Raw genomic sequence first — 19,798 nt, 5'->3', positions numbered from 1 at the left:
CAGGGCCTGCGCCCAATTTACTACCGCCAATCATCCCAACTTTCATTAAAAATAGAAGTATCAGGAAAAGCCGTAGGATTCCCATTCGCCTCCAACAACTTTCTTAAAATTTGTAATTGTGGTTCTTGTTGAGGTAAATCATCAACCAATTGATATGGTGCGATTCCTTCTTTTAGTGCAAAACTCGCCACAGTTCCCGCAGCCGCACCAGAAGACCATTCAAAAGAATGAACCCGATAAGCCGCCGCCGCAATATGACTAGTAGCAATACTTTTTCCCCCTACCAATAAATTATCAATTTTTTGGGGAATCATTGCCCGCAAAGCAATTTGAAAAGGATAAGCAAGTCCTGCACCCCGCCTTTCTCCAGCACGTTCCTGATTACCAGGTGCTTCCACCGGACTTTTTGCCATACAAGGATGAAAATCTATGGCATAATGACCAATACCCACAGCATCAGGGTAAATTGTCGAACGACTCCGGCGAATAACTTTTTCTGGAGGAATTTCCCCACTAATTACAGATGTCGCCTCCAAACCAGCCACAGTTGCTTTTAGATTGCCATACATATTTGCTGGCAAAGTTTTCCGATAATATTCATCATTATAATTACGCCGAGAAATATCAACTTCCCAAATACCAAAACCTTCCGGTTGTCCCCAACTTGGACGACCAATAATCCGTCTTCCTTCCCGCATATAAGGGTATTTAGATAAACCATGAACCGTCCCCATAGGCGAATCTAAACCTGTTAAGAAACGGATATTTGTTTGCGGTTTTTTCACACCATTACCCAACTGAGAATCTGTAGTTCCCCCATACAACCAATAAAAATAGGAAAATGCTTTTTCTTCAGCTTTACGCAAAGTTTCTGTGCGTAGTCCACCTTGCCAACCTCCAGATTTTAACTGTCCAGAATTTTCTAATTGTTGCCGAGAATAAATAAGATTATCCGCCGCTGTTCCTGGACGGTAATCATTTCCCCAAGTCCAGTTTTGCATAGAAATATCCCCCGGTGTTGATGAAGTAAATTTCACACCATTGAATGTAGTTACTTGGCCTTTTTGCGGACTCCAAATTCGGCGATAGGTAAATACTAAATCAAAGTTTGCTAATCGTTTTAATTCATAACTAAAATATGGTGAATATTGTAAATAGAATGGCGGCATTATTTGGGTCTGGTGATCTTTTGTAGCCTCCATTGCAAAGGTATAAGTGAAACCTTGAGGACAATAAGGATAATTTATCGTGCTAGAAGATGAAGGTTCAAGATAGGAACGGGCATCAATTCCTAGACGATAAGGGACATCTGCTAAAGCAATAATTTCTCCAGTTTCACTTGTATCTACAACGTACCATTTTCCAGGATTATTTTGAGATGTTTTAGGCAGAAAACGAATAATAGTTTTACTCAATTGTGATGAGTTTTGATAACTATAAGCATCTTCAATAGTTTGAGATAAAGGATAAGTATTTAAAGGGAGTTGATTTTTTGCTGGTTGATGTTGAATTGCTATGGAATTATTGATGATTTTGCCATCTTTGCTAATTCCTAAATCTTTAATTACTGTATTGGGAAACCATTGTAATTTTCCTCTACCTTTTCTTTCCGCATCTTTGAGCATTTGTGTCATGATCTTGTGAGCATCACGAGGCAGAAAACAGGAGTCACTTACCCAACAATCACCAGGGTTAAGTTTGCCATATTTCCGTTCAATGCGGTTTCTTAATTCGGAATAACCGCGAGAATAGAATTGTTTAGCTCGTTGAGTTGGTCTTTCGTCTAATGCAGATGTCCCTTGGGAGGAGATTTGTCCCCCCAACCAGTCAGTTATTTCTGTTAAACAAACTGTGCGTCCTGCGAGTAACCCTTCGTAAGCTGTAGCAACTCCAGAGAGTCCACCACCCACAATGAGAAGCTCACAGTTGACGGTCTTATCCGGGGTACGTAGAGGGGTAGCGGTCACGGGATATAGCGTGATTAAGGTGGTAAATAGGCTAAAGCTGATGAATGATTGCAAGCCTTTTTTGTATCTACGTCTCATGGTTTTTGCACTCTATACACTACTACGTCAAATTGTAGACGGTAGCGCCGGGGAAAGGTTCTTTGCAACTTGTTCCTTGTAAGTTACAGTATAATCAATGGGTATCTCCAGAAATTAAATATGCGTACCCTAGAACCCTTGTATACTAAACACGGTTCAGACATGGACTTTTACAAAATTACGAAAAACCTCAAGTCGTCTCATTCCCAGTCTCTGACTGGGAATGAATTCTAGAAGGCTCTGCCTTCAATGATATTAGAGGCAGAGCCTCATCAACTGCATTCCTAGTCAGAGACTAGGAACGAGATGTGGTAGGGATTTGAGCTTAAGTTGACACATATCAGCTTTTGGTTGACCCCTACTACACATCTGGGTTCTTTGTCATTTGGCAAAAGTTTAAATCTCACCCGTGTTTAGTATAGAGAGGTTCCATGGGTAGGGATTCTCGGCTCTACATTCTTTTCTGGAGATGTCTAATCTTTTAATTACACCTAAGTAGGTGAACAGAAAAATTTAAAGGTATGTGAAGAAAAGTAAAATCACTCAAAACTCTGTTCCCAGTTAAGAGTTCCCTGTTCCCTTGCCCCAACGACAATTTTTAACGCCCACCTACTTATCGGCAGCATATTTATTAGCACTCATTTTTCCAACACTTAGACTTGTTCATGATCAGTTGAATAAGTCGTATAAGTGCCTTTAGTAACATTTCATGAATATTCCAAACTCTACCATAACTTTGAAAAATAAACTTGTATGAGCAGTAAACAAACTACAAATTTTGTTCAAGGAGACTTATTTTCTGGGTTTGATGCTATTGGTCATACAGCGACTAATAACACAAGGAAACAAATACTATCTTTACCAGATGGGGAAGTTACTTTTTACCCTAATTTCTTCACAAAGCAAGAGAGCGATGACTTTTTTCAAGTTCTGCATAGTGATATTAAATGGCGACAAGATAGAATGAATATCTATGGTAAGGTAGTAGATGTACCAAGAAAGACAGCTTGGTATGGAAATAAAGGTAATTCATATAAATTTTCAGGTATTCATTTCGATCCTGAACCTTGGACACCAACTTTGCTACTAATAAAAGAGCAAATTGAGAGAATTGTAGAATCTCAATTCAATAGCGTTTTGCTCAATCTTTATCGTGATGGAAATGATGGAATGTCTTGGCATACAGATGCGGAAAAAGAGCTAGGTAAAAATCCTGTGATTGCTTCTGTTAATTTTGGTGGTACGAGAAGGTTTATGTTTAGGCATAAGAACAACAAAGATTTGAAAGCAGAAGTTGAGTTAACACATGGTAGTTTTTTGTTAATGGCTGGTGAAACGCAGCATTTTTGGCAGCATCAAATTCCTAAGACATCGAAGAAAGTTGAACCTAGAATAAACTTGACTTTCAGAGTAATTGTTCCTGTCTAATGATGTAGTTTATCAATAGTTTTAGAGTGCGTTATACTCTAGCTAATGCACTATCTTTACAATGAAATTAAAATGGTTGATGGCTAAATGGTATTTATCCATAATTCCATCCTCCACCCAAATCTGTTAATATCAAAAAACCCCATAGAAATCCAGTCACCCTACAACAATCATCTATCATAGATGGCATATAAGCACACCGCTGTCAATACTAACCACCGGATAGGGAAAATAGTGATGAAGAACAAAAACCCCTTATACTCAAATCTAGCTTTAAAAAGCGCCATTTTCTTGTCACCCTTGCTGCTATCAACGGCTTTTATCAGTGGGTATCTTGTACCATCTGCTACGGCTCAGGTACTATCAAATCAGGAACGGGAAGAATTAGCACGACTGCGACAAGAAACCCGCACTCAAAAACAAGTGCAATCTGATTTTGAACGAGCTTTTACTCGCACGAATACCTTACTCAATATCTGGTTGACTATTTTAAGTTTATTTCCTGTGGCTTTAATTGCCATATTATGGTTTTTTCGTCGAGCCGTAATTCGGGAAATTGGAGAAAGAGCAATGCAGCAGATTCAAGGAATTGAAAATTTGCAAACTCAATTAACTACAGTTCAAGCAGAAGCAAAACAACTGATTCAAAAATCTAAAAACACTACTCAAGAATTAGCACAGGAAGTTAATGCTCTTAAACAAAAAATTCAAGGTGAAGAAGAAAATTTATCTATTCTTTTATCTGATTTACCCAAGTCAAAACAAGAGTTTTTAACAGCTTTGGAAATTGAAGTTAAATCTGCTCAAGAGAATATCAGTAATTTAGAGTTTAGATTAAATACTCAACTAGAACAACTAACTTTATCTGCTCAACAGCAAAAAATTACAATTGACAATATCAAAAAGTTAGAATTTGAGTTATTTTCTCAATTTACCCAACTCAAATCAGAAGTGGAAAATCAAAAAGATATTGCTATTAGTGATATTGAAAAATCTCGCGCTGGTTTAATATCTCAATTTCAAGGGTTAGAGTCAGAAACTCAACAAGAGAAATTCCATATTGTTGAGAACTTAGCAAAACTACAATCAGAATTTAATAATGAATTATCTCAATTTGAATTAGATGTTAAAACTCAAAAAGATATAGTTCTAGGTAATATCGAAACCCTTAATAATATATTTAAATCAGACATTACTGAATTAAAAACTGATATCCAAGTTCAAAAATATCAATTGCTTGAAGATTTAGCTGTATTACAAAGCGAATTTTCTCACCAACTAAGAGAATTACAAAATACAGCTATTCAACGACAACAGCAAATAATTGAGAATCTAGAAAAATCTGGAGGAGAATTTACATCTCAGTTTTCAGATTTACAAAATGATGTGCAAAAACAGCAAGTTACTGTTCTAGAAAATCTGCAAAACTTAGAAATTGAATTTTCTCACCAACTAAGAGAATTACAAAATACAGCTATTCAACGACAACAGCAAATAATTGAGAATCTAGAAAAATCTGGAGGAGAATTTACATCTCAGTTTTCAGATTTACAAAATGATGTGCAAAAACAGCAAGTTACTGTTCTAGAAAATCTGCAAAACTTAGAAATTGAATTTTCTCACCAACTAAGAGAATTACAACATACAGCTATTCAACGACAACAGCAACTAATTGAGAATCTGGAAAAATCTGGAGGAGAATTTACATCTCAGTTTTCAGATTTACAAAATGATGTGCAAAAACAGCAAGTTACTGTTCTAGAAAATCTGCAAAACTTAGAAATTGATGCTCAACAACGTAAAGAGATAATTCTCAAAGAATTAGCAGAAATTACACCTACAATATTACCAGCAATAGAACAAAAATCAGAATCATTACAACCAGAAATTTCTATTGATGATTATATCAAACAGGCAGAAGTGCTATTTTTAGAAAAACGCCATGAAGATGCTTTAGCTATTTATGAACAACTCATTAAAATTCAACCAGAAAATCCAGAAAATTGGTTAAAACGGGGGATAATTCTCAATAGATTAAAACGCTACAAAGATGCTATAGCCTCCTATAATCAAGCTATCAAAATTAATCCTGAATATCATCAAGCTTGGTGTGATATTGGTGTGGCTTGTGGAAATTTAGGAAAACATCAAGAGGCATTTAACTGTTTTGATAAAGCTACTAAAATCAAACCTGATGATGGGGTTGCTTGGGTAAATCGTGGTTTATCTTTGCTAGAATTAGAACGTTGTGAAGATGCAGTTGCTTCTTTTGATAAAGCTTTAGAATTTCAACCCAACTCTCCCAAAATTTGGGATAAACGGGGTTACACATTGGTAATGTTGGGAGAAGATGATCAAGCAATTATCAGTTTTGATAAAGCACTAGAAATCAAACCTGATTATTCTAGTGCTTATTACAACAAAGCTGCCTGTTATGCACTACAAAGAAAAATTGAATTAGCTTTAGAAAATCTGCAAAAAGCTATTGAATTTAATCCCAGTTATCGAGAAGATGCTGTAAATGATATTGACTTTGATGAGATTAAAAATGATCCAGGTTTCCAAACATTAATTAAGAGTTGATGTGAGGAAACCCTCCAAAACTTGCCCTCAAGGGTTTTTAGCCTATTTTCTTATCATTAATAACATTGCCAGGTTGAATATCACTTTTTTGTCAATTTGTCAATAGGAAATTTTTGCGATCGCTCAAATTAGATCATTTCTGAGCAAATTCATGGCTACAATTGTTGAAGGAATAGCTGTTTAATATCACTTTTTCGTCAATTTGTCAATAGGAAATTTTTGCGATCGCTCAAATTAGATTATTTCTGAGCAAATTCATGGCTACAATTGTTGAAGGAATAGCTGTTGAATATCACTTTTTCGTCAATTTGTCAATAGGAAATTTTTGCGATCGCTCAAATTAGATTATTTCTGAGCAAATTCATGGCTAAAATTGTTTAGAGACTTCCAAATAAAAAAATGTCCCAAAACTGATGCAAAAATTCTCTCTCTGTGTACTCTGTGCCTCTGTGGTTCGTTTCTTGGGATAATTTATTTCTTGGAAGTCTCTTAAGGAATAGCTATTAATTTTGTAAAGTTTTGTATTAGCCTGGGAAAATGATTTCTGAACCTACTGTCAATCAAGGGTTTGAGACTAACATCTTCTGAAAAATCTAAAATTGACAATAGTAACCCAATTATGAAATTCTCTGAAATTATAGCAAATCGCTGAAAGTATAGCAACCTCGTTGATAAATAGAAAAGATTCTCAACTAATTATTAAGGAAATATAAAGGCAAATTGCTAAAAGTTATAAATATCAAAAGTATTATTGATTTTCTATAATTTAAGCTAATCATACAGCCATTATGAATAATATATCTGATAAATAGCATCTAGGATAAAACTAAGAGTAAGTAGGTGAACACAATAAAACCAAACTGTGTAAAGAAACGTAAAATCGCCCAAACCCTCTTCACTCTTGCCTATTGCCTCTTGCCTTTTGCCTTGCCATAACGACAATTTTCAACGCCAACCTACTTATATTATTAGATTAAGTAGGTGAACACAATAAAACCAAACTGTGTAAAGAAACGTAAAATCGCCCAAACCCTCTTCACTCTTGCCTATTGCCTCTTGCCTTTTGCCTTGCCATAACGACAATTTTCAACGCCAACCTACTTATATTATTAGATTAAGTAGGTGAACACAATAAAACCAAACTGTGTAAAGAAACGTAAAATCGCCCAAACCCTCTTCACTCTTGCCTATTGCCTCTTGCCTTTTGCCTTGCCATAACGACAATTTTCAACGCCAACCTACTTATATTATTAGATTATTCATAGAGTTTGACTTTTAAGGCTTTATCTGGATAATCACTAAATACACCATCTACACCCAATTTAAAAAATGATTGATATTCCTGTTCAGGATTTCCCTGACAGTCTAAGGGTAAGAAAAAATCCTCATTTCTAAAAGTCCAAGCGTGAACTTGTAAATTAGCTGCATGAGCATCTATAATTAAAGATGTTGGTGATAGTAATTGACCATGATTATCTCTGGGAATTAATAAGTTTTTATTTACACCTATTGCTTGGGCATATTCGGCAATTTCTTTCAACCCTTTTTGATTTAATAAATCTGCATAATTTCGGGGATTATTATTAATCACAAAATCGTAAGGTTGACTAGTATCATTAATGAGTTGGACTAATGGTAAATCTGTTTTTCGAGACAATTCTTTGAGGTTACTAACTTCAAAGGATTGAATAAATATGGGTAAATTAACTGTTTGTAAGCTTAATAATAAAGTGTCTTCTAATGGTAAACCAATTGATTGAAAATAACTGGGATGTTTCGTTTCAGGATAAATGCCGATATTACGGCCAATTGCTTGACTTTTATGCTGGGCTAAATCAATGATTTCTGTAAAAGTGGGAATAGGAAATATTCCCTCATAAACTAGATTTTGAGGGCGTAATTGGGGAATACGTTCTTTAGCTGTTAAGGTTTTGATTTCTGCTATGGTCAAGTCTTCTGTAAACCAACCTGTTTTAATTTCACTATCAATAATTTTCGTGGTTTTTAAATGAGCAAATTCGGGATGATTAGCAATATCTGTAGTTTCAGAGATTTCATTTTCATGACGGGCAATTAAAACACCATCTTTAGTAATAACTAAATCGGGTTCAATATAATCAGCACCTAAATCAATTGCTAATTCATAACTAGCTAAAGTATGTTCGGGACGGTAGCCACTTGCACCGCGATGAGCGATAATAATGGGGGGTTTGTTTATGAATGTTTGAGTCATGATGACTGTTGACTGTTGACTGTTCGCTGTTTGCTGTTGACTGTTGACTGTTCGCTGTTGACTGTTGACTGTTGACTGTTGACTGTTTGCTGTTCCCTGTTCCTTGTTCCCTGTTCCCTGACCACACAAGTAAATTCACAGAATCAAACCGGATTCCTATAATTAAATTCCCACCGTTATTATTTTTTGTTATGAAACTGATGATGTCAAATCAGCCGGAAGTAAAACGTATAGAAGAGTTACGCCGCTTATTGCAACAAGCTAGTTATGCCTATTATGTTTTAGATGCGCCAGTTATGGAAGATACGGTTTATGATCGGCTGTATCGAGAGTTGCAAGAATTAGAAACACAAAATCCCGAATTAATTACTCCTGATAGTCCAACTCAGCGTGTTGGCGATCGCCCTGCCACCCATTTTACTTCAGTTCGTCACAACATTCCCCTATATAGCCTGGAAAATGCTTTCAATATTGAAGAATTGCAAAGTTGGGATCAGCGGTGGCGGCGATACTCACCTACTCAGTATAATACCGGAGAAGTAGAATATGTATCTGAGTTAAAAATTGATGGTGCAGCTTTGGCTTTGACTTACGAAAATGGCTTCTTAGTCAGGGGGACAACGCGAGGAGATGGGGTAATGGGTGAGGATATTACCCAAAATGTCAGGACTATTCGCTCAATTCCCCTCCGTTTGAATTTTGACGGGTTAGAAAATATTGCTAAGGTGGAAGTCCGAGGAGAAGCATTCTTACCTTTACAGGTATTTAAGGAAATTAATGAGAAGAGACAAAAGGCTGGAGAACAGTTATTTGCTAATCCGCGCAATGCTGTGGCGGGTACGCTCAGACAATTAGATTCACGGATTGTAGCACAGCGACAGTTAGATTTCTTTGCTTATACTCTGCATATTACAGGCTTGGATGATTCTAGTATTGCCAATACTCAATGGGAGGCTTTGGAATTGTTGCAAAAAATGGGTTTTCGAGTGGATACCAATCATAAACTCTGCCATTCTATCGCTGAAGTTGCTGAATATTACCAATATTGGGATACAGAACGGCTGAATTCTCCCTACATGACAGATGGTGTTGTCGTTAAATTAAATACGTTTAGACTCCAAGAACAATTGGGGTTTACACAGAAGTTTCCCCGCTGGGCTATAGCCTTAAAATATCCGGCGGAAGAAGCCCCAACCCGTGTAGTAAAAATTACCGTTAACGTTGGTAGAACTGGGGCATTAACTCCTTTAGCGGAAATGTTGCCAGTACAATTAGCGGGAACAACTGTTTCCCGTGCTACCTTACATAATAGCGATCGCATTGAGCAATTAGATATCCGTATTGGCGACACCGTGATTGTTCGCAAAGCCGGAGAAATCATTCCCGAAGTCGTCCGGGTCATCAAAGAACTACGTCCCGCTGACACTCAACCTTTCATTATGCCTTCCCATTGTCCCGTCTGTGGTCAACAGGTGGTGAGAGAAACGGGCGAAGCTGTTACTAGATGTGTAAATGCTTCCTGTGCGGCGATTCTTAAAGGTGAGGTTGAACATTGGGTCAGTCGTGACGCTTTAGATATTAAAGGTGTGGGAGAAAAGTTGGTGTATCAACTCGTAGACAAGGGTTTAATACATTCCATTGCTGATTTATATGAATTGACAACAGATAAATTATCTGCGTTAGAACGCATGGGACAAAAATCGGCAGAAAAATTGGTGAAGGCGATCGCTCAATCAAAAACCCAACCCTGGTCTAGAGTATTATATGGTTTAGGCATCCGTCACGTTGGCAGCGTCAACGCCCAATTACTCACCGAGAAGTTTACCACCGTCGCCGAGTTAACAGCCGCCAGACAATCGGATATTGCAGGCGTTTATGGTATCGGTGCAGAAATCGCCCAGTCAGTCTATCAATGGTTTCGCACCCCAGCCAATCAAACCTTAATCTCCCGGATTCAGACCATTGGCTTACAATTAGCCAACAGCATAGAAACCAAAGCAGTAGAGAAAATTAATCAAAATTTTGCTGGGAAAACCTTTGTCGTCACCGGCACATTACCAACCTTAAAACGGGATGAAGCCAAAGCCTTAATTCAAAAAGCAGGTGGTAAAATCACTGATTCGGTTAGCAAAAAAACAGACTTTTTAGTTGTGGGTGCAGATGCCGGTTCTAAGCTAGAAAAAGCCCAGAATTTAGGAATTAGCCAATTGACAGAGGCACAGTTATTAACAATGCTGGCAGAATAGTTACAGCAGGAGTCAGGGTGTAGGGGCGCAGGGTCTGCGCCCAGTCAGGAGTCAGGAGTAAAAACCTGTTGTGGACGGAGTTTCATGATAAATACCTTGACCGTTGCTACACATATGCACATAAATTGTTAAATTCTGTTACAATTTTGGTAGTGAATTTCAACTAAAATTTGTGGGAGCGAGAAATCATGAATTCCGTTTTTAGTAAAACACTTGCTATCACTGTAGCTGCAACCACCCTTTTCATCAGTGTTCCTGCTTTTGCAGAAAGCCAACCTGCACCTATGGGCAATAAACCTCATACTAGTAAAACCAAAGTAGGAACAATTATTGATGTTGCCAGTGGTAACAGTTCCTTTAAAACCTTAGTAGCCGCTATCAAAGCCGCAGGTTTAGTAGAAACCCTATCTGGTCAAGGACCATTTACCGTATTTGCACCCACAGACGCAGCCTTTGCTGCCTTACCAAAAGGAACTTTAGAAAAACTTTTGAAGCCAGAAAACAAAGGAACTTTAGTCAAAATTCTGACCTATCATGTAGTTTCGGGTGCAGTTTACGCTAAAGATATCAAACCTGGTGATGTCAAAACAGTTGAAGGTCAACCAGTAAATATAAAAGCTAAAAAAGGCGTAGTGTATGTAGGTAACGCTAAAGTTACTAAAACAGACGTTAAAGCTAGTAATGGCGTAATTCATGTGATTAATAAAGTGCTACTTCCTCCTAATGTGAAGTTGTAGAATTTTTGGCGTTGCTGATTAAGGGTATGGATTTTAGTCTCACGCAAAGGCGCAAAGACGCAAAGGTAAGATTTTTAAAGGTTCAATTTGGAAATTTCATACCTCGATTCAACAACGCCGAATTTTTCAGATCAGGCGAAATGCTGCTTGGATAATTACCCTGATAAATTGTTTCTTTTATTGCCTGATATTATAGCGATCGCATCGAATCATAGCACATATAGGTGATCAATCAATGCGATCGCTAATTATTTGGGCGTTGCTGATTAAGGGTATGAATTTTAGTCTCACGCAAAGGCGCACTGAGGTTTGAGTTTTAAAGGTTCAATTTGGGAATTTGATACCCTTAATATCAACACAAAACCGTTAAAATAGTACCAAATCAGAAAAACTGTAAAATTTGGATATGACCACAGCCACACCCGTAAAAACTGAATATGAAGCGATTATTGGCTTAGAAACCCATTGTCAACTCAGTACCAATACCAAGATTTTCTCCAACAGTTCCACAGCCTTTGGTGCTGACCCCAATACTAACATTGATCCTGTATGTATGGGTTTACCAGGGGTTTTACCCGTACTTAACGCCAAAGTTCTCGAATACGCCGTGAAAACGGGTTTGGCGTTAAATTGTCAAATCGCTCGGTATAGTAAATTTGACCGCAAACAATATTTTTATCCTGATTTACCCAAAAATTACCAAATTTCTCAATATGATTTACCCATAGCCGAACATGGTTGGATAGAAATTGAATTGGTAGATGATGCAGGAAACCCCAGTCGCAAACGCATTGGTATTACCCGTTTACACATGGAAGAGGATGCAGGGAAACTCGTCCACGCTGGGAGTGAAAGACTTTCCGGTTCTACCTATTCTCTCGTAGATTATAACCGCGCGGGGATTCCCTTGGTAGAAATTGTTTCTGAACCAGATTTACGGACAGGACAAGAAGCGGCGGAATATGCCCAAGAACTACGGCGGATTGTCCGCTATCTTGGTGTCAGTGATGGGAATATGCAAGAAGGATCTCTGCGTTGTGATGTGAATATTTCTGTGCGTCCGGTGGGACGAGAGAAATTTGGGACTAAGGTGGAAATTAAGAATATGAACTCCTTCAGTGCGATTCAAAAAGCGATTGATTATGAAATTGAACGCCAAATCGCCGCCATTGAATCAGGAGAAAAGATTATTCAAGAAACTCGGCTTTGGGAAGAAGGTTCGCAACGTACCAGTAGTATGCGAGTGAAAGAAGGTTCTAGTGATTATCGTTATTTTCCTGAACCTGATTTAGCACCCATTGAAGTCACCCAAACAGAATTAGACTCCTGGTTAAGTGAATTACCCCAACTACCTGCAAGCAAACGCCATTATTATGAAAATGAGTTGGGACTTTCGGCTTATGATGCGCGAGTCTTAACTGAGGATAAACCAGTTGCGGACTATTTTGAAAGTGCAATATCTAAAGGTGCAAATCCCAAATCTGCGGCTAACTGGATTACTCAAGATATCGCTGGGTACTTAAACAAACAAAAACTCACCATTTCCGAAATTAAACTGACTGCTGTTAACCTAGCTGATGTGATTACCCGCATTGAAAATGGGAAAATCAGCAACGCTCAAGCTAAGGAAAAACTCACAGATTTACTCAATGGTGTTTCCCCAGAAGAAGCCTTTGCAGGTCAAGAACTGATTTCAGATCGTACCATTCTTGAACCGATCATTGATGAAATCATCGCCGCTAATGCTCAACAAGTCGAAAAATACCGCAAAGGTAACACCAACCTCAAAGGCTTTTTCGTGGGACAAGTCCTGAAAAAAACCGATAAACGCGCAGAACCCAAACTCACCAATCAATTGGTAGAAGAGAAACTCAATGCACCAATGTAGGGTAACACCCCTCACCCCGACAATCGTATAATGTGATAATAAGACGCAACTTGATTATTGGGAGAGCTAGTTTTTATTGGCTCTCTTTCTTTATATAACTGAAAAAAATCTTCTCTTCCTTCTTCCCTCCGTGTTCTCTGTGCCTCTGTGGTTCGTTAAAATACTTCAACCACAAATTGCCCAAAGAGCGTAAAGGAAAAAAAACAGAATTACGCATTAACAGAAAATAAAAAATAGGGGGTTTGACCCCTTGGTGCTAGAATCATATAACGTGCTAAGTAGATGCACCCTGATGATTTTAGAGAGCTATCCAAGTGGCTCTCTTTTATTTGTTTTAGGTTTAATTTTCGTGATTAGAAAAAGATTGTCATCAACAGATAAACTCACTTATAGACATAAATACTGGACGCTGATATCAAACCAGAGGCGGAAAGTAATTGAGCAGCAAACGCGATATAGATAATTGTGAGTAAAATTATGGCAGATTGGCAAATCATTACTGGTGGTGTAACAGCAGCGCGGGGGTATAAAGCAGCGGGAATTACAGCGGGACTAAAAGCTTCGGGATTACCGGATTTAGCCTTAATTGTATCAGATGTGGAAGCGATCGCTGCTGGTGTATTCACCACTAGCCAAGTTAAAGCAGCCTGTGTAGATTACTGTCGTCAAGTATTACAAGGGAAACATAGCGCGAGAGCCATTCTTTGTAATGCGGGACAAGCTAACGCCGCAACAGGCGAACAAGGGATTAAAGATGCTCAAGAAAGTGCAGACTTGTTAGGTAAAGAATTGGGTATTAACCCAGAATCTATTTTATTAGCTTCCACCGGCGTAATTGGTCAACGGATTAAAATGGATATATTGCGGGGTGGTATCCCCAAAGTAGTTGCAGAACTATCAGAAACAGGCTCAGACGCAGCCGCAGGAGCAATAGTCACCACAGATTTAGTCACCAAATCCATAGCCTTAGAAACCATTATCCATGACCGTCCAGTGCGAATTGGTGGCATTGCTAAAGGTTCAGGAATGATTCACCCCAACATGGCGACAATGTTAGCCTTTGTTACCTGTGATGCAGCAGTCTCTTCTACGCTTTGGCAAAAAATGTTAACCAGAGCAGCAGATAGAAGCTTCAATTCTATCACCGTTGATGGTGACACAAGTACAAATGATTGTTTAATTGCTTTAGCAAATGGTCAATCTCGCACCCCAGCAATTACCGAAATGGGGGCAGAGGCACAGAAGCTAGAAGCCATGTTAACTTATGTATGTCAGCATTTAGCAAAAGCGATCGCTCGTGATGGCGAAGGAGCAACTTGTTTAATAGAAGTCCAAGTCACAGGCGCTCATGATGAATTAGCAGCCCGTCAAATCGCCAAAACCATTGCAGGTTCATCTTTAGTCAAAGCCGCCATTTTCGGTCATGATCCCAATTGGGGACGGATTGCGGCGGCTGCTGGTCGGGCTGGAGTCCGGTTTGAACAGGAAAACCTCTCTATTAAATTAGGGGATATTTTACTATTTGAAAATGGTCAACCTTTACCTTTTGATAAAGCAGCGGCTAGTGCATATTTAAAAGCAGCCGCTCATGGTGAATATCTGCAATCAGACACAGTGTTAATTTCCGTCAGTGTTGGTAATGGTCATGGCACAGGACAGGCTTGGGGTTGTGACTTGAGTTATGATTATGTGAAAATTAACGCTGAGTATACGACCTAAAAAAATCGGCGTTGCTGATATAGCGGTATGCAAAACCTTTAGGGGCGGGGAAACCCTGCCCTTGATTGTGATAACTGTAAGAGGTTGTTTGAAAACTTTTTCGTGTGGGATCTGACACCCACAGATCCCCCTAAATCCCCCTTTCCAAGGGGGACTTTGAGGAATTTAGCCCCCCTTTGTAAGGGGGGTTGGGGGGATCTCAATTAATTCTGATACTTTTCAAACATCCTCTAAGATGACGATGCCGTTATAATATTTTTATTGTCAGCAATACTCAACAGCCATGATTCAAACCTTATCTAAAGTTACTACCTTTGAGGAATTTGTCGCTGGGCTTCCTGAAAATTCTGGGGTACGTTACGAACTACATAATGGGAATATCATTGAAATGGCACAACCAGTAGGAGAACACGAAGAAGTAAAAGGATTTCTAGGCGTAGAAATTCCCTTTGAAATCAAACGGCTTGGATTACCCTACGGTATTCCCAACCAAGTTATAGTTAGACCAGAGGGTAAAGATTCTGGTTATTTCCCAGATTTATTAGTGCTAAATCGTGAAAATCTGGTAAATGAAAAATTATGGAAAAAACAATCTATTATTAGTAATGCTGCATCTATCCCTTTAGTAATTGAAGTTGTATCAACTAATTGGCGTGATGATTACTATTTGAAATATGCTGATTATGAAGAAATGGGAATCCCTGAATATTGGATTGTTGATTATGCAGCTTTAGGTGGAAGAAATTTTATTGGTAATCCTAAACAACCGACAATCTCTGTTTGTAATTTGGTTGATGAAGAATATCAAATTAGTAAGTTTAGAGATCATGAACGGATTATTTTCCAAACTTTTCCTGAATTAGATCTCACCGCAAATCAGATTTTTCAAGCTTCCATATAATCAAATCATAAATTATGAATAAATTTTTCCGTCACATACTCTCTGAGAACAGGTTGCAAGGTGTATTTACCCCCATCTTTCTCTATTAAAGAGCGTGAATATAGTTTTTCTATTGCTTGTAAAAAATGGGATCTAGAAATCAATACCTTGTCCAAATTAAAAAAAGCCTTGATTTGTAGGTTGGGTTGAAGCATGAAACCCAACAAATGGGTTGGGTTGCGCTGTCGCTTAACCCGACAAAGCAGAAAATGGACAAGGTATTGAGAAATATGAGGTAATATATTTGCTAAATTAGTAATTGTTGTTAATTGCTGGTTAGTTGCCAGAGAGTACATAATTTGGCGTTCTAGAACGGAGAGAGGATTTAACTGCTGTTCCAGTAAGCTCATAGGTGTCAACTTAACGTAAAACCCATAGCCCGCCTGGGAATGAATTCCCAGTCTCATAGCAAAAGTCATCTGAAGATGACCTTAACGGGTGACAAGGCGGCTAAAGAGCTTGTTTCATAAGGGATAGAGCCTGAAAGCCCCGTTGAAAAAAGAGGCGTTTATGAGGCTTGAGATTGATTAAATTCAGAGCTAAATCAGCCCATAATTCCATACCATAAATCCATAGTTGTCCGTAGAGAGCAAAGCTAAAATCACTTTGACGTGGGTACTTGTCCTGATGTTGTTGAATACGTCCGGCATAAGTCTCTATACCTAATTTTTTCATCCGTTGACCGTGCATAGTGGCTAAACTATAAGCAATGACAATCAATAATACTAAAGCTAAAAAGCGAGTTTCATTTACTTTAGTATCCTCTAAATTATAACCACCAGTTTTACAATCCTTAAAGAATTGCTCAATTCCCCATCGACATCTATAGAGGCATAAAGTTTGTTGGAGAGTTGGTAGATTCGTCAAGATATACCAAGGTTCTTTTGGTCCAGAGTTCCGATATTTTCTCTTCCAATAAACAGCGATATTAAATAAGCCTAATTCATCCCCTTTACCACATTTAACTTTTTCATAAAATCTCGACATTCCTGGCTTAAATCCTTGATTTTTAAGAACTTGATATTCTTGTTCAGGTTTTTCTTGAAAATAAAGGTTTTTCTTCTGGCGTAAAGCGAAGTAAACTCCTTGCTCATCAAGCCATTTAGCCAGTTTTGGACTATGAAATTCTCTGTCTGCTAACACCACAATTCGACATTTTTTTAACAACTTTATTGCTGTCTTTATTAATCTTTTCTGTGTTTGTAAATTACTATTTCCGACATGATTTAATGTTTCCCAATATAGTGGTAGGGCATGAGTACCCCATACCAATGTCACCATAAATATATTTCGCCCCTTCCACTGTGTTCTATCCAGTGCTACCATCCAATAACCATATTTTTGATACTGTTTTTTATGAAAATAACGGCGCTGTTCTCGATTCAGTTGTTTTGGTGTTAACGATTGTCTAATCCAATATTTTATCAATGGAAACCATAATAATTTTACGCAGAGTTTACCTATTCCTAAAAATCTTTGTAGATTACGTTTCCTGCTTTCATATTTAATTGGTTGGGGAAACAAGCTGGCCAATTTTGACAGTTTTACTTGGCGATGAGCCTGTATTAATAACAACAATATCTCTAGTGTCAAATACTGCTGTTCACTCAAATGCTTTCGGAAAATTGTTTGATATGATTGTGGTAACATTTTTTGCTTCGGGGGCTTCTTTGTCCCTATTTTTTTACTCCCTTATTTTCTCAAATTATTGCCACATCTCATCTTCAACCGCCTTGTCACCCGTTAAGGAAGATGACTAAATAACCCAGAAATTTTTGAGTAAACTTTAGTTTACTTTCGCTATTAGCCCGGAAATTCATTTCTGGGCGGGTGTGGAAGCCAAACAAATTAGGTATCTGTAGCCTAAGTTGACACCAATGAGCTTTTGCTTTACCCCTACTTTGAATCATTCAAATTAATAACATTAAAAGGTTCGGAATCATTGATAAGATAAAAGAAAAAATCTGAATCCAGAGTCAATATCCTGTTTATTTGCAGACGTTCAGCAGCAATCACAAGAGTTCCATCTGCAAGATCCATTGGACGATCTTGATACTTCTTAATTAGTTCAAATAGAAGCTCGTAATCTGTTGCTTGAACTTCATAAAAAGTTAACATATCATTGGTAATTAGCTTTCCCAACTGATTTTGCATTGCCCATCCACCACGACGTAAAGCAAGATACATCGCTTCTGTAAAACATGGCCATGTCGTTATCAAGGGTATTGAGAGTTTCATTACTGCTTTCTTGATAGCTACGTGCTGAGACTGCTTGTTATCCACAAGGGCAAACAGAGGACAAGCATCACAAAGAATCATACATCCAACCCTTGACTTCTATACTTTTCCAGTAGTGCTGATCCATAATCATCTACTTCAGAATCAGAAGATATAATTTCCAAATTATCAACTTCTTCAAACCAACTATACCACTTCATCTTAAAATCTTCTGGACTTGTTTGGGGAAAATCACTATCCTGAAAACTCATATTTAATGCAGACTGAATCATTAACGCAATTTCAGTTTGTTGTGGACAATGACGTAAATATTCCCTAACTTCTGGAGGAATAATTAGTAAACCTTCTTTGAGTTCTAATCTAAATGTTTTGCTGCTCATATATATTTTAAATTCTATACCCCGTAAAAATCTTTAGCCATAATTTCCTCTATTCTAACTTTACTTTGTCATTTTACCAGAGCGATCGCTTCTAGAAGATGTTTGCCATCTCAAAAAATTCTCAAGTATCATCAAAATCATTATACTAAACACGGGTGAGATTTAAACTTTTGCCAAATGACAAAGAACCCAGATGTGTAGGGGTTTAGCTCATGCTTTACCCCTACGTTTAGAATCAAACAATCAAGCCGTTTTGAGTATATTAGATGCACCTATTTAACCTCATGAACGTTTACGCAAAACAATGCAAACAATTATTTTTAATATAGCTTTAGCAAAATTTGATGCTTATACCCGATTTAAAGCAATGGCTATCACAGGAAACCCAGAAGCAGGTTTAAGAATACTAGATAAACACCAAAAATCAATAATTTGAAATTTCTACTCTGGAGAGACTCTGCGCCTCTGCGTGAGGTAAAATTGTCCTCTATAAACAGCAACGCCGACTTTTGTAAATTTCCAATCAAAGGTGTATTTTATGCGGTTACGCTCAATGCAGTTAATTTTTATAGCAGGACTAATGGGGTTACTTTCCTGGATATGGACACCCACAGCCTTAGCATTAACACAGATTAAATTATCTGATATTTCCTATCACGAATGTCCATCAGAACTGTCCAGTGGAATAGTAGGTAGTAGCGGTTCAAATTCTGCCAGTTGCTTCATCGTTACAGGTAAAGCAGAAAATAGCACCCGCAAAACTGTTTATGATGCGGATATTTTTGGGCGCATATATGATGCTAACGGTGATTCAACCTTACAAAATCGCACCCGTCTGGGTTTAATTGCCGAAGTTCCTCCCGGAGTTAGTGATTTTGAATTTAGAATCACTGTCCCCAGTAATCAACCTTTACCATTACAACTTAAACAATTTAAAGCTGCTGGATTTAGCGGACGAGTGAGAAGATAAAAGTTGTAGAGACGTTCCTGGGAACGTCCTTACATGGAAAATCGTAATTTGGGGCTTAAAACCCTTGTACCAAGGTGGCGCGAGCTAAACTATCTAAAATACCACCAACTATGTTCAATGCCAAAAATGCCAGGATAGGGGAGAAATCCATACCACCCAAGGGGGGAATTATGGAACGAAATAGATTGAGGTAGGGATCACTAATTTGGCTTAAAGCTGCAAATGGTTGATTAGACCATTCAATAGTGGGAAACCAAGTCAACAAGACTCGAATAATCAGCAAATAGCTGTAAAGAGAGACAAAGGTAGCTAGGGTTGTAATTAGTAAATTCATGGGTAACTTTCCTGTTAAATGTCAAACATAGATTCATGATTGATTTTAATTTAGCTC

The 19,798-nt window shown here is 38.0% G+C and carries 16 protein-coding genes; 9 read left to right on the top strand and 7 right to left on the bottom strand.

Going from position 1 to position 19,798, the window contains the following annotated elements:
- Positions 1 to 20: 20 nt before the first annotated feature.
- A complete protein-coding gene (locus AA650_RS14390; RefSeq protein ID WP_053539535.1) occupies positions 21 to 2,045 on the bottom strand; it encodes an FAD-dependent oxidoreductase in 2,025 nt (674 codons plus the stop codon).
- 753 nt (positions 2,046 to 2,798) lie between these two features.
- On the opposite strand from AA650_RS14390, the gene AA650_RS14385 reads away from it, so the two are divergent.
- Both AA650_RS14385 and AA650_RS14380 read left to right on the top strand, forming a co-directional pair.
- A complete protein-coding gene (locus tag AA650_RS14385) occupies positions 2,799 to 3,473 on the top strand; it encodes an alpha-ketoglutarate-dependent dioxygenase AlkB family protein (RefSeq protein ID WP_053539534.1) in 675 nt (224 codons plus the stop codon).
- 237 nt (positions 3,474 to 3,710) lie between these two features.
- Positions 3,711 to 6,056, top strand: coding sequence for a tetratricopeptide repeat protein (locus tag AA650_RS14380; protein ID WP_053539533.1), 2,346 nt, complete (start codon positions 3,711 to 3,713; stop codon positions 6,054 to 6,056).
- 1,255 nt (positions 6,057 to 7,311) lie between these two features.
- On the opposite strand, the gene AA650_RS14375 is transcribed toward AA650_RS14380, so the two are convergent.
- Positions 7,312 to 8,289, bottom strand: a complete 978-nt coding sequence (locus tag AA650_RS14375; RefSeq protein WP_039205034.1) for a glycerophosphodiester phosphodiesterase — start codon at positions 8,287 to 8,289, stop codon at positions 7,312 to 7,314.
- Positions 8,290 to 8,489: 200 nt separating this feature from the next.
- Between AA650_RS14375 and ligA the strand changes: the two genes are divergently transcribed.
- From ligA to AA650_RS14350, 5 genes are all read left to right on the top strand, one after another.
- Positions 8,490 to 10,535, top strand: coding sequence for an NAD-dependent DNA ligase LigA (gene ligA, locus AA650_RS14370; RefSeq protein ID WP_053539532.1), 2,046 nt, complete (start codon positions 8,490 to 8,492; stop codon positions 10,533 to 10,535).
- Between the two features lie 188 nt (positions 10,536 to 10,723).
- A complete protein-coding gene (locus tag AA650_RS14365) occupies positions 10,724 to 11,272 on the top strand; it encodes a fasciclin domain-containing protein (protein WP_053539531.1) in 549 nt (182 codons plus the stop codon).
- Positions 11,273 to 11,678: 406 nt separating this feature from the next.
- Complete coding sequence (gatB, locus tag AA650_RS14360) at positions 11,679 to 13,160, top strand: Asp-tRNA(Asn)/Glu-tRNA(Gln) amidotransferase subunit GatB (protein ID WP_053539530.1); 1,482 nt, start codon at positions 11,679 to 11,681, stop codon at positions 13,158 to 13,160.
- Positions 13,161 to 13,637: 477 nt separating this feature from the next.
- Entirely contained in the window at positions 13,638 to 14,879 is a 1,242-nt protein-coding gene (gene argJ / locus AA650_RS14355; RefSeq protein WP_053539529.1) for a bifunctional ornithine acetyltransferase/N-acetylglutamate synthase, read from the top strand.
- A 283-nt stretch (positions 14,880 to 15,162) separates the two neighbouring features.
- The gene (locus tag AA650_RS14350; RefSeq protein ID WP_053539528.1) at positions 15,163 to 15,780 is read left to right on the top strand and encodes a Uma2 family endonuclease; all 618 of its coding nucleotides are present in this window, start codon (positions 15,163 to 15,165) and stop codon (positions 15,778 to 15,780) included.
- A gap of 5 nt (positions 15,781 to 15,785) precedes the next feature.
- On the opposite strand, the gene AA650_RS14345 is transcribed toward AA650_RS14350, so the two are convergent.
- The 4 genes from AA650_RS14345 to AA650_RS14330 all read right to left on the bottom strand — a co-directional run bounded on the left by AA650_RS14345 (position 15,786) and on the right by AA650_RS14330 (position 18,437).
- Complete coding sequence (locus tag AA650_RS14345; RefSeq protein WP_190383692.1) at positions 15,786 to 16,169, bottom strand: hypothetical protein; 384 nt, start codon at positions 16,167 to 16,169, stop codon at positions 15,786 to 15,788.
- Between the two features lie 100 nt (positions 16,170 to 16,269).
- A complete protein-coding gene (locus tag AA650_RS14340) occupies positions 16,270 to 17,469 on the bottom strand; it encodes an IS4 family transposase (RefSeq protein WP_053537530.1) in 1,200 nt (399 codons plus the stop codon).
- 246 nt (positions 17,470 to 17,715) lie between these two features.
- Positions 17,716 to 18,138: a type II toxin-antitoxin system VapC family toxin gene (locus AA650_RS14335; protein WP_053539526.1), complete on the bottom strand. Its 423-nt coding sequence runs from the start codon at positions 18,136 to 18,138 to the stop codon at positions 17,716 to 17,718.
- A complete protein-coding gene (locus AA650_RS14330) occupies positions 18,135 to 18,437 on the bottom strand; it encodes a hypothetical protein (protein ID WP_053539525.1) in 303 nt (100 codons plus the stop codon). Before AA650_RS14330 ends, AA650_RS14335 begins: the two co-directional genes overlap by 4 nt.
- A gap of 304 nt (positions 18,438 to 18,741) precedes the next feature.
- Here AA650_RS14330 and AA650_RS29130 point away from each other — a divergent pair, with 304 nt between their 5' ends.
- On the top strand, positions 18,742 to 18,873 hold the full coding sequence (locus tag AA650_RS29130) for a hypothetical protein (RefSeq protein ID WP_256366886.1): 132 nt from the start codon (positions 18,742 to 18,744) through the stop codon (positions 18,871 to 18,873).
- Positions 18,874 to 18,975: 102 nt separating this feature from the next.
- Positions 18,976 to 19,407: a hypothetical protein gene (locus AA650_RS14325; protein WP_053539524.1), complete on the top strand. Its 432-nt coding sequence runs from the start codon at positions 18,976 to 18,978 to the stop codon at positions 19,405 to 19,407.
- Positions 19,408 to 19,462: 55 nt separating this feature from the next.
- Here the strand turns inward: AA650_RS14325 and AA650_RS14320 are convergent, their stop codons facing one another.
- A complete protein-coding gene (locus AA650_RS14320) occupies positions 19,463 to 19,741 on the bottom strand; it encodes a YggT family protein (protein ID WP_027401027.1) in 279 nt (92 codons plus the stop codon).
- Positions 19,742 to 19,798 lie beyond the last annotated feature (57 nt).

This window comes from Anabaena sp. WA102 (genome assembly GCF_001277295.1).
Classification (GTDB): Bacteria; Cyanobacteriota; Cyanobacteriia; order Cyanobacteriales; family Nostocaceae; genus Dolichospermum; species Dolichospermum heterosporum.
The sequence above is the reverse complement of the archived record's forward strand: the minus strand, read 5'-3'. Positions and strand labels throughout refer to the sequence as shown.

Bases quoted from the DNA above. Each gene is read 5' to 3' on its own strand.
- argJ (WP_053539529.1), top strand. From the start codon at position 13,638: ATGGCAGATTGGCAAATCATTACTGGTGGTGTAACAGCAGCGCGGGGG.
- AA650_RS14380 (WP_053539533.1), top strand. From the start codon at position 3,711: ATGAAGAACAAAAACCCCTTATACTCAAATCTAGCTTTAAAAAGCGCC.
- AA650_RS14390 (WP_053539535.1), bottom strand. From the start codon at position 2,045: ATGAGACGTAGATACAAAAAAGGCTTGCAATCATTCATCAGCTTTAGC.
- AA650_RS14340 (WP_053537530.1), bottom strand. From the start codon at position 17,469: ATGTTACCACAATCATATCAAACAATTTTCCGAAAGCATTTGAGTGAA.
- AA650_RS14335 (WP_053539526.1), bottom strand. From the start codon at position 18,138: ATGATTCTTTGTGATGCTTGTCCTCTGTTTGCCCTTGTGGATAACAAG.
- AA650_RS14365 (WP_053539531.1), top strand. From the start codon at position 10,724: ATGAATTCCGTTTTTAGTAAAACACTTGCTATCACTGTAGCTGCAACC.
- gatB (WP_053539530.1), top strand. From the start codon at position 11,679: ATGACCACAGCCACACCCGTAAAAACTGAATATGAAGCGATTATTGGC.
- AA650_RS14320 (WP_027401027.1), bottom strand. From the start codon at position 19,741: ATGAATTTACTAATTACAACCCTAGCTACCTTTGTCTCTCTTTACAGC.
- AA650_RS14350 (WP_053539528.1), top strand. From the start codon at position 15,163: ATGATTCAAACCTTATCTAAAGTTACTACCTTTGAGGAATTTGTCGCT.
- ligA (WP_053539532.1), top strand. From the start codon at position 8,490: ATGATGTCAAATCAGCCGGAAGTAAAACGTATAGAAGAGTTACGCCGC.
- AA650_RS29130 (WP_256366886.1), top strand. From the start codon at position 18,742: ATGCAAACAATTATTTTTAATATAGCTTTAGCAAAATTTGATGCTTAT.
- AA650_RS14330 (WP_053539525.1), bottom strand. From the start codon at position 18,437: ATGAGCAGCAAAACATTTAGATTAGAACTCAAAGAAGGTTTACTAATT.
- AA650_RS14385 (WP_053539534.1), top strand. From the start codon at position 2,799: ATGAGCAGTAAACAAACTACAAATTTTGTTCAAGGAGACTTATTTTCT.
- AA650_RS14345 (WP_190383692.1), bottom strand. From the start codon at position 16,169: ATGAGCTTACTGGAACAGCAGTTAAATCCTCTCTCCGTTCTAGAACGC.
- AA650_RS14325 (WP_053539524.1), top strand. From the start codon at position 18,976: ATGCGGTTACGCTCAATGCAGTTAATTTTTATAGCAGGACTAATGGGG.
- AA650_RS14375 (WP_039205034.1), bottom strand. From the start codon at position 8,289: ATGACTCAAACATTCATAAACAAACCCCCCATTATTATCGCTCATCGC.